9 protein-coding genes are annotated in these 13,599 nt (G+C 52.7%); 3 read left to right on the forward strand and 6 right to left on the reverse strand.

The window, feature by feature from the left end; genetic code table 11:
• Positions 1 to 87: 87 nt before the first annotated feature.
• Both msrP and JJD41_RS04755 read right to left on the reverse strand, forming a co-directional pair.
• Complete coding sequence (gene msrP, locus JJD41_RS04750) at positions 88 to 1,068, reverse strand: protein-methionine-sulfoxide reductase catalytic subunit MsrP (RefSeq protein WP_200664936.1); 981 nt, start codon at positions 1,066 to 1,068, stop codon at positions 88 to 90.
• A gap of 193 nt (positions 1,069 to 1,261) precedes the next feature.
• A complete protein-coding gene (locus JJD41_RS04755) occupies positions 1,262 to 2,386 on the reverse strand; it encodes a calcium-binding protein (protein WP_200664937.1) in 1,125 nt (374 codons plus the stop codon).
• 671 nt (positions 2,387 to 3,057) lie between these two features.
• Between JJD41_RS04755 and JJD41_RS04760 the strand changes: the two genes are divergently transcribed.
• Complete coding sequence (locus JJD41_RS04760) at positions 3,058 to 3,813, forward strand: hypothetical protein (RefSeq protein WP_200664938.1); 756 nt, start codon at positions 3,058 to 3,060, stop codon at positions 3,811 to 3,813.
• A gap of 356 nt (positions 3,814 to 4,169) precedes the next feature.
• Positions 4,170 to 5,513, forward strand: a complete 1,344-nt coding sequence (locus tag JJD41_RS04765; RefSeq protein ID WP_200664939.1) for a DUF4231 domain-containing protein — start codon at positions 4,170 to 4,172, stop codon at positions 5,511 to 5,513.
• 291 nt (positions 5,514 to 5,804) lie between these two features.
• Here the strand turns inward: JJD41_RS04765 and JJD41_RS04770 are convergent, their stop codons facing one another.
• The 4 genes from JJD41_RS04770 to JJD41_RS04785 all read right to left on the reverse strand — a co-directional run bounded on the left by JJD41_RS04770 (position 5,805) and on the right by JJD41_RS04785 (position 11,911).
• Complete coding sequence (locus tag JJD41_RS04770; RefSeq protein WP_200664940.1) at positions 5,805 to 8,621, reverse strand: toll/interleukin-1 receptor domain-containing protein; 2,817 nt, start codon at positions 8,619 to 8,621, stop codon at positions 5,805 to 5,807.
• Positions 8,622 to 8,774: 153 nt separating this feature from the next.
• On the reverse strand, positions 8,775 to 9,566 hold the full coding sequence (locus JJD41_RS04775; RefSeq protein WP_200664941.1) for a C39 family peptidase: 792 nt from the start codon (positions 9,564 to 9,566) through the stop codon (positions 8,775 to 8,777).
• A gap of 105 nt (positions 9,567 to 9,671) precedes the next feature.
• A complete protein-coding gene (locus JJD41_RS04780) occupies positions 9,672 to 11,219 on the reverse strand; it encodes a C39 family peptidase (protein WP_200664942.1) in 1,548 nt (515 codons plus the stop codon).
• A gap of 233 nt (positions 11,220 to 11,452) precedes the next feature.
• A complete protein-coding gene (locus JJD41_RS04785) occupies positions 11,453 to 11,911 on the reverse strand; it encodes a transposase (protein ID WP_200664943.1) in 459 nt (152 codons plus the stop codon).
• Positions 11,912 to 12,514: 603 nt separating this feature from the next.
• On the opposite strand from JJD41_RS04785, the gene JJD41_RS04790 reads away from it, so the two are divergent.
• Complete coding sequence (locus JJD41_RS04790) at positions 12,515 to 13,504, forward strand: helix-turn-helix domain-containing protein (RefSeq protein WP_200664944.1); 990 nt, start codon at positions 12,515 to 12,517, stop codon at positions 13,502 to 13,504.
• Positions 13,505 to 13,599: the final 95 nt, after the last annotated feature.

A 13,599-nucleotide genomic window follows, 5' to 3' on the forward strand; every position in this document is an offset into this window, starting at 1 on the left:
GACACCGGGCGATCGCTCCCCCAAACAGTCCAGACGCGCTGGGACGAGGCGAGTTTCCCCAGAATCCCGTCCCCAGGCTCGATCGGGTTACCCCGTATAGAGCGCGGCAACCGATTCGCCATAGCCGTTATACGGTAAAGTCGGCTGTCTTTCCCAAGAAATCGCCGGACCGTCACTGACAATCCGTTCCGTCGCTTGCGACCAGCGCGGATGGGGTTTGTTGGGGTTGACATTGGCTTCAAAACCATACTCGCTCGGCACTAAAGTATTCCAGAAGGTGGCGGGTCGTTCGGCCAAAAACTCGATTTTGACAATCGATTTGGCGCCTTTAAACCCGTATTTCCAGGGAATCACCATGCGAATCGGCGCGCCGTGTTGTTTGGGTAAGGTATGACCGTAAATTCCGGTAGCAAAAAAGGCCAGATCGTTCGCCATTTCTTCGATTCGCAAGCCTTCGGTATAGGGCCACGGTAAAGATCCCAGATGAAACCCCGGACCGGGGGTGACTTGAGAATCGTAATAAGAAGTAAACCGAACGAACTTGGCTCGATCCGTCGGTTCGACATCGGCGAGCAGCGATCGCATCGGAAAGCCGATCCACGGTACGACCATCGCCCAAGCTTCGACGCAGCGAAAGCGGTAAATACGCTCTTCTTGGGGGAATTTCTGCCGCAAGTCGTCGAGGTCGTAGGTGCGCGGATTTTTGACCAGACCGCCGACTTCTACTTTCCAGTTCTCCGTGGGTAGCGCTTGGGCCGCTTGCCAAATCGATTTGGTGCCGCCAAACTCGTAAAAGTTGTTGTAGCGCGAGGCGATCGCCTCGGCAGTAAGCGGGCGTCCGGCATCGGTAAACTGAGGATTGGGAGAGGCTTCGAGCGGTTTTGTCCCGGAGGCGAGTTGGGCCGAAGAAATCGAGCGATCTTGACAGCCGAGGGTCGGGAGTAACGTCGCCCCAATTCCGGCGGCGATCGCCCCTTTGAGGAAACGACGGCGATTGTAATAAACCGAGGGGGGTGTGACTTCTCGTTCGGGAATCGCCCAGGACGGGAGGATGCGAATCAGAACCATGACTGAAAACTTAAGGGGAGGACGGCAGGACGCGCGTTCGAGAAGCGACTCTAAAGGAGTATTGCGCGTCCGGATTCATCCAAGATCCTATAACATCGATTGAAGTGTGCGGCGATCGCGCTCTGATAGCGTTCGCGAAGCGGCTACTTTGGAGCATCGCGCCGATCCGCCCTTCGCCGTTGAATACTTGGGCTTACCCGATGCTATTTAAGGTTAAATCCCCCTCACTGGCGAGGAAAGTCCATTCCCGGACGTTGAAGGCGGCAGCTTGAACGTCGAGAACCACGCCCAACACCCGATCGCCCCCGGCGAGAATCGCCGTATCTCCGATTCCGTCTTGGTTGACATCGACTGCGCCGACGCTGATTTCCGACAAGTCAGCGATTCCGCCCAACCCGAGGCGATCGCCCTGAGCCGGGTTAAAATCGAGGACGCGATCGGCGGTGGTGGCATCGGTTCCGGCAATTTCGCCGCGCAAGATAAAATCGTCCGCATCTTCCCCGCCATAGAGGAAGTCGGAACCGAGATCGCCGATGAGGACGTCGCGACCTTCATCGCCGAACAGAACGTCATTTCCCTGACCGCCGCGCACGACGTCGTCCCCCAAGCCACCGCGACAGGTGTCGTCTCCTAAGTTGCCGTTGAGGATATCGTTACCGCTACTGCCTTCGAGTAAGTCGTTATCTTTACCGCCGCGCAGGTAATCGTCGCCGTCGCCGCCAAACAGGGTGTCTTGTCCCATATTGCCGTTGGCGGTATCGTTATTTTCGGTTCCGATGACGCGGTCGTTTCCGGCGAGCGATCGCAATCCGCCTTCCCAGAGGAGATCGTCTGCAGTCAGTTCGATTAAGTTATCGGCATCGTCCGCATCGACAAAGCGACCGATTTGACCGCCTTCGGCGGCGCGACCGACCAGTTCTTGAAAGCGACTGACTAAGTTAGTATCTTCGATAATTTCATCTTCAATCAGATTTTGCAATGCGGTTGGGGAAAAGCGATCGCGAATCTCGTTATTGTCGATAAAATTCGTAACTTCTGTTTTAACTGAGTTAAACAAATTGCGGGCGGCGATCGCCGTCTTGTTGTCGTCGATCGCCTCGTCAACGCGATCGATGAAGCGGTTGCCGATCGCCGATAAATCGACATTTTCAATCACGTTGGAGACGGCGGAGCTGACAATAAATCCGGTCGGACCTAGGGTGATAAATTGAGCGGCAGCTACGGCAATATCCGTTGGGGACGGATCGTTTTCGTCATCGCCAACCCCGGGGAGGAAATCGAAAAAACCATCGGGAATTAGATCGTCAAATACGCTCATTTTTGAACAGACCTCTATTTTAAGTTTGAGATAATTTCCATTTTGAAAAACATCAGAATTCGATCGCAGTCGGGATAATTTATTGAAGAAGAATATTTTTCATTGCCAAGATGAATTTTAGGCTTTGTTTCCGCTCAATTTCTATGTTTAGGGTAACGTTTTTTCACGAAAGTTGATGTCCGGGGTCGTCTGCGATCGCCCGCTCTGCTCGATTGCTTCACTTTGTATAGAATTTACCCCTGTCACATGGAGATTTTAGATAATGCTAAAACAATTTATGTAGCATAAGTATAAAATATGCAACGATCGCCGTCGGATGCGAGCGGAAGAAGCAACCGCCGAGTGATAAAACTTTACAGTTGTGGAAAAATTGAGAGATCGCCCCATTTTTCCTAAGAATTGCAACAATTGACGGGCGACAAATGGGGCGATCGTCAGAGCCGACGGCTTCAATATTCAATGCTTTCAAGATTGAAGCCCGATCGTAGTTGGCGAGAAAAACTCAATTTCAAACTCTAAAACTTGACCCGTGAGTGCGTTTGCATTGGTCCCCAAAAATGGCATAGTTGAAATTACCCTCGCCCCGTTGCCAATTTTCTCATGTCGGCCCGATCGCCCTACGTCCTTCCCCGTGCGGGGGATTTTTTACTCGATAGATTATTAATGTTGAAATGAATAAGCACCGTCAATTTCGTCCTTGTAATGCGGTTAGACCGGAAGTTGTCTTCTGCACGAATTATTTGGAACTGCCGGATAATTTGAGTTCGATCGAACTGTGCGGTTCTCGTCCGGTACTCGCGATCGTCGGTGGAGCGAGTAAGATCGAGCCGGAAGACATGGCACGATTGGAAGATATTTTTCTCCGGGCGATCGCTCCGGTCGCCGAACGTTTGGGCGCGACTGTCGTCGATGGGGCGACCGATGCGGGGGTGATGCGCTGTATCGGTCAGGCGCGATCGCAAATTAATGGAACCTTCCCCCTGGTGGGAGTAGCTGCCGTCGGCACCGTCGTCTTGCCAAATGAGAAACAAAGTAAGGAAGACGCGGCTCCTCTAGAGCCGAATCATACTCATTTTGTCTTCGTTCCCGGACAATCCTGGGGAGACGAATCGCCTTGGCTGTCTTACGTTGCCAAGGTTTTAGCGGGCGGTGCGCCGTCGGTGACGATCGCGATCAACGGGGGCGAAATTACCTGGCAAGATATCGCCTGGAGTGTGATTTCCGGGCGATCGATTATCGTGCTATCGGGAAGCGGTCGCACTGCGGATAAACTTGCCGGAGCGTTACGCGGTGAAGCGACGGACGTGCGCGGTCAACTTTTGGCCGACAGTGGCATAGTTAGCGCGATCGATTTGAAGTCGGGACCGGAGAACATTGCTGAAATCTTGACTCGGACGCTAGCAGATTCGTTCCCGGATGCGGTTTGAGTGAATTGAGAACGGCGATGCTCTCTCATGAGCCGCTTCGCGAACGCCTCATGTGAGAATTGGTCAATTGGGAAGGGTCTGTGATTCGGGCTAGCTGAGATCAACAGCGAGCTCGAATTCCCACGCCCGGGTTAATTGGTAGGGAAATTTTGGCAGCGATCGCGAATGATTTCATCGTCCCTGTCCTAGTTAGCGGTAGTGACGTTTGCCGCAGAACTTAATAATATAGGGCAGGTTCGATGTATTTGCTGGCCGAAACAACAATTCAACCAAAAATCGAATAGAAAATCGAGTCATTCGACTTTAGACCCTCGAAATTCCTCGATAAGTCCTTCTCAATTATTCAGAGCGAATCGATGGCCAAAAAGAATTCATATCGGGATTACTTAAAACAAGAATTTAGCGACCTGATCGACCAACTGGAATTGCCGGAATTAGAAAAACGGTTTATGAAATCCCGGTGGCTCGATCAGGTTTTGTGGTTGGAAGGGAAAGCGGATAAAACGCGCCAGTGGTCTTTGCGATTGCGCTTGACGACGATTGTCGGGGGTGTCGTGATTCCGGCTTTGGTCAGCTTGAATTTCAACGATAGTAAAATCGGTCGCTATATCGGTTGGTTTACGTTTGGGTTGAGCCAAGTGGTGGCGGTGAGTGCGGCGATCGACGAATATTTCCATTATGGGGAGAAATCGACCCAATACCGACAAACGGCGGAATCGTTAAAAAGTGAAGGCTGGTATTTTTTACAGTTGAGCGGTCCGTATCACAAATATACAGACTACAAAGACGCTTATGCAATGTTTTCGGGTCGGATTGAAAACTATATTAAATCCGACGTAGAGGCGATCGTCGAAATGGCCAAGCAGAAAGCCCAAGACGAAGAAGAAAAAGGCCAATCGAGACAGGGACAATATTTACCTGCACCGAGTTTGGCGGGGGTTCCCGCTCCCAATATGGGCAATGCGGGGACGGTGGGTATGCCGAATTATGCCGAGCCGACACCCGGGCGATACTCCGACCGAAACGCTGCGCGAACGCAACCGGAGATCGAATCGCCCTGGGGCGAACTGCCCGACGAACCGATCGCCCGAGGTCCGGGGCGCTGGTCCGAAGAGCGCGTCGAACCCGATACTTCTCTGGAGTCGCTAGGCGTTCGCGAAGCGTCTCCCCAAGAGAATCGCGGCGCGTGGGAAGAGAGAGACGGACGCCGCGAGAGGATGCAACCGGGAATAGTGCCGGAAGAAATGCCGCCGGAAATGCCACTGGAAATGCCCCCGGAAATGCCCCCGGGAAGACCGATGCCGATGGTGGATCGAGCCGATCCGCTCTTGGAAGAACCCACCACCCTCGAGGCCGATCGCACCCCCGTTCGTCAGATCGCCGATCGCGAAGACCCCCTATTGGCCGAAGACCCCCTATTGGCAGGCGATCGCCGCGCCCAGTGGGGACGACGCGACCCGCGACCCGCTCCCGTGTCACCGGAACTGCCCGTGGACGGCGAACCCGCCCCGGCGAACGTGGCTCGACCTCCCGGCAGACGGATGGCTCGGGAAGAATGGGAAGAGTTGGAACAAGTGGCACGGCGTCCCGCACGCGAGCCGCATTCCTCCCGTCCCTCACGGGGGTCTCACCCGCAAGACGATGACGATCTCTGGCACGATTTAGAGAACGCGGCGCGTTCGCGATCGATGCGATCGTAGGGAGACTGTTCCGATTCGCTCCATCAAATTCCCAGAGAGCAAGCAGCGACCCCCTAGATCTTCCGAGGCTGTGGAGGATCTAGGGGATTGTCGTTGGCCGATCGCACCAGGTTGGGAGTTGCCACGCGATCGCCTAAGAGGAAGCATTGGAAAGTCGCCAAATTCCTGAAGGGACACCGCATTGTCCTGTCCGTTCTATAACGCGCAAAAATATAACGCGCAAAAAAGAGGCGATCGCGGCTCCTTTGGAGCATCGCCGAGATCGCCTCTTACAGCTTTTGTGAAGTGACCTCAAATTGAACGATCTTCTACCAACTTGACCTCCTCGGGAGTCATATAAGGATCGCAGATTTGCCGATCGCTGTCGCTCAGTTTAATATTTGTCTTGAGATAGTCTCCCAACAAACTACATCCTTGCACTAACAGAGTTTCCGTATTCGTTTGGCGATCGCCCCCTTCCACCGTGGGCAGACTGTTGAGATCCCACAACACGATCGTTTTATCCGCACTCCCACTGGCAAGGTGTTCGCCTTCAGGACTGAACGCCACGGCCCGCACCCAATTGGTATGACCGCGCAGGGGGGTAATCTCTTCCCCTTCGCGAGTCCACAAGCGCACCGTATTGTCTTTCCCCGCCGAGGCAATTTTCTGACCGTCCGGGGAAAAGGTCACGTCCCAAACCCAATCGCTGTGACCTTCTACAACCTTGTAAGGCTTAGTTTCAAAGGCACGAGTTCCCTGACGTTTCCACAAAATAATCGTCTTGTCCCCACTGGCGCTGGCGAGCAGTTGACCGTCGGGACTGAAACCGAGAGCATTAATCCAGTTCTTATGACCTTCAAGGGTTTGCAGTAACTCCCCATCCAGATTCCAGATTTTAATCAGTAAATCGCCCCCCGCAGAGGCGAGCAGTTGACCGTCGGGAGAAAACGCCACGTCGGTCGCTTCGCGATCGTGAGCGTCTAACGAGTGCAGCAGTTGACCGTCAATCGACCAAATTTTTACCGTCCCGTCCGCACTCGCCGAAGCAACCAGATTGCCATCGGGCGCAATACTCAAGTTTTTGACCGTCGAGGTATGCCCTTTAAAAATCACTGACGGTTCCTTTTGACCACCGGAGAGGGTGGCGGCAAAATCCCACAGTTGTAACGTATTGTCGTAACTGGCGGTGAGCATGAACTTGCTGTCCGGGGTGAAATTAACGTTACGCAGTCCCGCTTGATAGCGCAAGGTTTCGAGCAGAACCGTCCCGTCTCGCTTCCACAGTCGCAAGGTGTTGTCCGTCCCGACCGAGGCAATATACTCCCCGTCGGGGGTAAAGCGCACTCCTTTAATTCCCGAGAGGTGACCTTGCAGAATTTCGATGACGCTGCCTTCCAAACTCCGCAGTTTGATCGTCGTATCGCCACTGGCGGACGCAATATACTCGCCATCGGGAGAAAAGCGGACGTTCTTGACGCCGCCACTATTGCCACGAAAAGTTTTGAGTAAGGTTCCTTCGTGACTCCAGAGTTTGACCGTATCGTCTTCGGCGGCGGAGACGATCAGTTTGCCGTTGGGGGAGAAAGCGACGCTTCTGACCCAGTTGACGTGAGCTTCTAGGGTTTTGATTTCGGTTCCGTCTTCGACATTCCAGAGCTTGAGGGTGTTGTCCGAACTGCCACTGACGAGGGTTTTACCGTCGGGGGCGAAATCGATTTCCCAAACGCGATCGCTGTGTCCCCGTAGGGTTTTTATCAATTCCCCGTCTTTGGTCCACAGGTGAATCAGGCGATCGCTACTCGCCGAAGCAATCGTGTTTCCGTCTGGAGAAAATTTGATATCGTTAATCTGCTGTCCGTGAGCTTTGAGGGTTTTAATCGGGGTACCGTCGAGCTTCCACAACGTGAGAACCCCATTTTCACTACCCGTCACCAGTTCGCTGCCGTCGGGAGCAAAGGCGACCGCCCGGGCGCGATCGCTCAATTCAAAGCTACTCATTAAAGTCCCGTCCAACTTCCACAGTTTAACCGTTTTGTCCGTACAAGCCGTGGCGATCGTCTGACCGTCCGGCGAAAAAATCGCACGGCGCACCGTATCCGGATGCTCCAACGTCAGCACTAACGTCCCGTCGCGCTTCCAGAGTTTGACCGTCCCGTCATCACTCGCCGACACGAGCAATTCTCCATTCGTCGAGAAACTGACCCCATTGACCGTATCCCCGTGACCTTCGAGGCGATTGCGTTCTTGAACCCCGTAAACCGCTTCTCGCAACGCAATCTCGGCATCTTGGGTAATTTCCGGGCTGATGGAAGACACTTCCCTCGCTTGTTTGGCGGCCTTGACACTAGAAACCAGTGCTTCTAATTGGTTGTCGGTGAGCAAGCTGGCGCGCGACAAAGCACTCAAGGCGGTGATTTCTCGTTTTTGAGCCAGGTTGCGCTGGTGAACCGCCATCCGGTGCTGTCCTTTGGCGACAACGGCTAAAACTAAGGTGACCGCCAAGCCAAACCCGATCGCCCCAATGGCAAATCCTTGTTGCTTGACTTTCGCCTGACTGCTGGCAATCACGTATTGGGTATGCAAGGCCGTCGGTTTTGGGTCTTTGGCGCCCCCTTCGGAGAGCCATTGTTCTGCCTCCTTGAGGTCGTTACCGCGCAGGAGAAAACTGGCATCTTTTTTGTGCTCCCACTCCAGCGCCCGTTGTTGCAAGCGCGTATGAGTTTTGACATGACCGAGATCCGTATCCATCGCCTCTAAGAGTTCCTCAAAGGCATTAGAAAAGTTATCGGTTTCGCGAGCAAAAATCCAGTTGAGTCTGGCTAATTCCGGATGGACTTCGGTATCGGGAGCCATCTGCCACACCACCGGAATCAAGCGCTTATTATTTTTAAGCGCGTGTTCGACTTCTTCCAAACAATAGGGCGAAGCAATCGACTCGGGACTGATGATAAAAATAAAATTATTGGCGGCTTCAATCCCTTCAAAAATTTCTCGTCGCCAGTCTGCCGTTTTGGGGATGCCGTCCCAGTCTACCCAAACTTCCCGATTTTCCTTTTTGAAGGCTTCGTAAAGTTGGGCGACAAACTCTTTATCGCGTCGGCAATAGGAAATAAAAGCTTCAAGCATAGGGGTAACTGTAGGCGCGTTCGGTCAAGATCGAGCAGATGAGGGGTGACGCCGGGGCGATCGCATTCCATGAAGTGGCGTCATTCGCGGGGCTAGCCAGTCGCAAGGGAGTTCCCAGATCTCCCTTGCCAACTGTAGGAGCGCTCTTGGGCGTTATTTTGAGACGAAGTGAATCCAGTTGTCGCCATCGGGACCGCACAACTTTTTCATCATCCCGTAAGAATAAGTCAAGCCTTTGCCACTTACCGTGGTGTCATATCCCCAGGAGAACCACTCTCCGTAAGGATCGTTGACGATCCAACCTTTGTCGTTGTAGCCGACGATCGCGATGATATGACCCGATCGCGTGAACCACCCGTGAGAAATACACGGATTGCCCGCATCCAGCCACTTCTTGACATCCCCCCACTTCGCATCCGGCTGGAAATCATCCTTGTAGCCGTAAATTTGAATTAACTTCTGCAAATCCGTGGGCGAGTGGCGCGACAAGCCATTATTCAAGCAATATTCGTACAATTCATCTTCGAGTTGTTTCCCGTAAGAATTCTTCAACGGATGGTTGAAATACCCCAAACACATCGCCACGCACGTCACGTTACACGACCCGTGCGGGTTATTGACGTTATCCAATTGGGTTAAATAGGGAACGGGCAGGTGAACCGTTTTCGGCTTCGTTTCCACCACCGTCGCCGTCGCCGTGCGCGTCGCCGTCGCTGCCGGGGCTGGCGTTACGGCAGTCGCCACCGCCGCCCCATTGCCCGAGGTGTCAATGGAATTGAGCGATAAATCCGGTTCGGGATTTCTCCAAATCTCGATAAACTCCGAATGGTTACTCAACAGTTCGGGATGGCTGCGTTCGAGTTCTTGCTGAAGGTATTGCAGCGCTTCCGCCTGGTGGGATGTACCTTCGTAATATTGAAAAACGTTAACCAGAGAAATACTCACGATCTCAATCCTCAAAATCTAAATGGTTCGCCCGGTTGTCGAGCAAAATGCCTGGTGCTGAAGCGGGCGAGCGACCCGCTCTAGGGTGTCGTTCGATCGTGCGAGTTAGGAAATCGCACTTTGTAATTCCTGCACCACGGGCCAGAAGTGATCCCAACCGTTGAGACCGCCATTGACCGCACGGCGTACCCCTTGCCAATCCCCTTCCATCGCGCGGCGATCGACTTCTCGTTCCCAGAAATACTCGACGAGGATTTTGGCGCCGACATCGGGATCTAAGGCTAATTCGGGATTGTCTTCTAAAGGAACTCCCAATTTTTGGCCGTAGTGACGGTAGTTAGCGCGACCCGTAATTTGGATAAAACCCCGTCCGTGATAGCGCACGCCGTCGCCGGGTTGGGTGTTGCCCAAATCCGATCGCCCTTCGTACATTTGATAGAAATAATCGTCCCCACCCCATTCGTTAATCGGTCGGAACCCTGCCGTTTCGACCCCAATCGTCGCCAAGGCGGCAATGACGGTGGGTTTGTTGAGAATCCCTTTGCCTTGAAGTCCGTTAATCACCCCGGGAAGGTAGGTTTGAGCGTCACTGAGCGGACAATTGAGGATTTTTGCCGTCAGTTCGGGGGTGATAATTTGGCTCGCCGGATCGAAGCCGGGAACGTCTTTGGCTTGAATTAATTGTTTGGCCAAGTCGGGACCGATGGGATCGGCGGGGAGCTTGAAGGCTTCGGCAAAACGTTCGATCGCCGATTGGGTAATCGGTCCGAACTTCCCGTCGGCGTCTCCGGCGAGTAGGCGCAAGGTCCGCAGGCGCACTTGAATCTGCATCACCAGCGCTTCGTGTTGGCCGAGTTCTTTGAGGGTGACCGATTTGCCATTGCTGTAAACATCTTGCAGTTTGATCGTGGATTTCGCCGGATTCGAGGAGTACGATGCGGTCGCGGTGGGTTTGCTCGAAGCGGTTTTCACGTTTTTACCGCCCGAGACGAAGTGAACCCAGTTATCGCCGTCGGGACCGCAAACGTTTTTCATCATCGCGTAAGTATAAGTCAACCCCGCGCCGCTACGGCTGGTGTCGTAGCCGGACGAAGACCATTCCCCGTAAGGATCGTTGACGAGCCAACCTTTTTCGTTGTAGCCGATTAGGGTAACGATGTGACCCGATCGCGTGAACCAGCCGTGAGAAATACACGGATTCCCCCCTTCGAGCCATTTTTTGACGTCATCCCATTTGGCATCGGGACGAAAATCGTCTTCGTAACCGTAGAGTTTGAGGACTTTTTGCAGGTCGTGGGGAGAATGCCGCGACAAGCCGTGATCGAGCATGAAGCGGTAAAGTTCGTCTTCGAGTTGTTCTCCCGTGTCGGGGTTGCGCAAGGGATGGCCGAAGTATCCCATACACATCGACACGCTGGTGACGTTACACGACCCGTGGGGGTTATTGACGTTGTCGAGTTGGCTCAGGTAAGGAACGTTCAGCCGAACCGTACTCGGTTGACTCGGTTGGCGCCAGAGTTTTAGAAATTCGCTCTGTTCGGAGAGCAACTCGGGACGGTGTTGCTTGATGAGTTCTTCGAGTCGTTGGACCGCTTTTTGTTGATGCGGCTCGCCTTGATAGTATTTGGCAACGTTGACGAGAGAAATACTCATTAGATCTTTTCCTTGCTGACCGGAAAGGTGTTGTTAACGTGGGGGGCGATCGCGTGAATTTTTAGAGAATTTGACGCTTTTTTTTGATTGTATACAGCTCGATCCCCAGCGTCACTACCGCTAACTAGGACAGGTCATCTATTGTCATCTATCTCTGGGTAGAGTTTGAGGGAAAGATCCGGTCAGCACGACTGGGCGATCGCCTCTGGAATGAGGGAGAAATGAACTTGGTTTTACTGTTGTTCTTCGTATTGTGCGCCAATCATTTGACGGTCAATTTCGAGGAGAGAGTATAGAAATTCTCGCTCTTCGATCGCCGCTTTGCGAATGCGCGTCATCATCGACGATGCCGTGTTTTTATTTACTTCTATTTCTCGCGCAAGCTGTCGCACACTAATCTTTGTGGGCGAATTGAGGACGAGATTGATGGCTCGAAACCATTTGGATAATTCGATATGCGTTTTATGGAATAACGTACCAACAGTTACGCTGTAAGAGGTAAAACACTGATTGCAGTGATAGCGGTTTTCATTCTTTAATGCAGTCGATTTATCCGACCCACAATAGGGACAAATAGGTTTGCCGTTCCATCGAACTTTTTCGAGAGAATCACTCAGATTAATACGATCCATTGCACCCAATTCACGATTGAAGATTTTGTCTCTAGCTAACCCGGCGATCGCCCATGACAAAACTTTCCTTTGCACGCATAACTCGCAATTTACGCTTTCGATAAAACAGCGCGAGGCAAAGGATGAAACGCCGATCTCACCGTTGCCAACGATCGGTTTAAAACCGTCGTCGAAAAGCGGGGATTTCAGTTCCAACAAACATTAATTCAGTAAAGCAATTCACTAGAAGGGGAACAGCGCACGATCGTGGATCGTGCTTACCCAAAGCCAAACTGTTGCGATCTCCCTATCCGTGGGGGGGGTGAGTGCGTGACTGTCGCGATTGGAGTCGCAGACAGCGCGATCGGGGGTTCGACCCCTTATAACATACAAATAACATAATCTGTAATTTGTATGTTATAAGGGTAAAGTACACTGATTTGGGAGAAGTGTCAATTCACCATCGCATCCTTTGGGATGAAGATTTGGCGATCCGCATTTCCCAACCCCGGCATTGTCCGCACGTCCAGCAACCGGATCGGTCACCGTTGCAAGACTCGCCACTGCAAGGCTTCTGGACCGTTGGCTGGGAAGTAGGATCGTTCTCAAGGTGCATCTTGACCCATCAGCTTGCCTGCACGGGCACTCAAGCCGATCTACAAACCGTTGAGGACGATCGAGAAAGTGGTATCAGAAGAAAAAAGACAGAGATTTGCCCAATTACTCAAGTACATCCGGGCGAATGACGGCGTCAAACAGTTTGCCGCTCGTTTGAGCATCAAATTGCCGACGTATAGCGCTTGGGAAACGGCCCGCGCTTTTCCCAGCGAACCGATGTGGCTCAAACTCCTACCGCAGTTGTGCGAGTTATCCGGTTTTGACGCGGAGAGTATCGACCGCTACTTACGCGGCGATTACGAACTCAACGACCTCATCGAAGGCGCCGCGCAAACGGGAATGCAACCGAGAGCGAGACCGATTGTAACCCTAGCCAAATTTCGAGCGTGGTTGCAAACCCTATCGTGGGGGGAATCGCTCCAAGTGTTAAAAGATGTGACCGAATGGCTGGCGGCTTTAAACCCGAATTCGTCCGAGGCGAAACGGGGGACGAGTGCTGGTAGAGTCAAAGTCAACCCTGCTTTAGATTCCCCCCCAGATCGAGGGGATGCCATCGGTGCCGACAACCCGGAAGCGATCGTCGAAACCGTACAAAGTTTACTCGATCGCCTCTCCCTCGAACAGATGGTGCAAGTGGACAACCACCTGCGCGATCGCATTTTTATCAAGTTGCAAACCCTCGGGTTACTCGAAACTCGACGCTATCAAAACAACCCGTTTTACCTGTTAATGGAAAACTACCGAATTAGCGAAGGGTTAAGTTACGAAAAATTCGAGGAAATGCTTTTAAAAGAAGGACGAGAAGCGGGATTAGATCCCCGACGAACCGCTCAAGTCATTCGCGGTCAGCTCTTGCCAAACAACCGAGAACTGCTCTGGATTGGTGTTTTTCTCAAAAAAAGCGATGGCAATCTTTACGATCACGAAGAATTAGTCGCCTTGCGCGACGGAACGCGATCGAGCCACGCTCCAGACTCGTCTAACCCGGACTCCCCGGAACCCCACGCCGAAGGCGAGACCGTAGAGAAAGACAAACACCACTACCATCACTGTTAATCAAAGATGGGGGCGTTAATTTTGATTTAACCCTCATGGAAAATGAGCGATCGTCCCGGTCACCGTCCTGACGGGAGTTCAACAACGATTGATTG

It is taken from the genome of Oxynema mangrovii CENA135 (genome assembly GCF_016632315.1).
GTDB lineage: Bacteria > Cyanobacteriota > Cyanobacteriia > Cyanobacteriales > Laspinemataceae > Oxynema > Oxynema aestuarii.

Coding starts and splice junctions, on each gene's coding strand:
- msrP (WP_200664936.1), bottom strand. CDS start 1,068: ATGGTTCTGATTCGCATCCTCCCGTCCTGGGCGATTCCCGAACGAGAA.
- JJD41_RS04755 (WP_200664937.1), bottom strand. CDS start 2,386: ATGAGCGTATTTGACGATCTAATTCCCGATGGTTTTTTCGATTTCCTC.
- JJD41_RS04760 (WP_200664938.1), top strand. CDS start 3,058: ATGAATAAGCACCGTCAATTTCGTCCTTGTAATGCGGTTAGACCGGAA.
- JJD41_RS04765 (WP_200664939.1), top strand. CDS start 4,170: ATGGCCAAAAAGAATTCATATCGGGATTACTTAAAACAAGAATTTAGC.
- JJD41_RS04770 (WP_200664940.1), bottom strand. CDS start 8,621: ATGCTTGAAGCTTTTATTTCCTATTGCCGACGCGATAAAGAGTTTGTC.
- JJD41_RS04780 (WP_200664942.1), bottom strand. CDS start 11,219: ATGAGTATTTCTCTCGTCAACGTTGCCAAATACTATCAAGGCGAGCCG.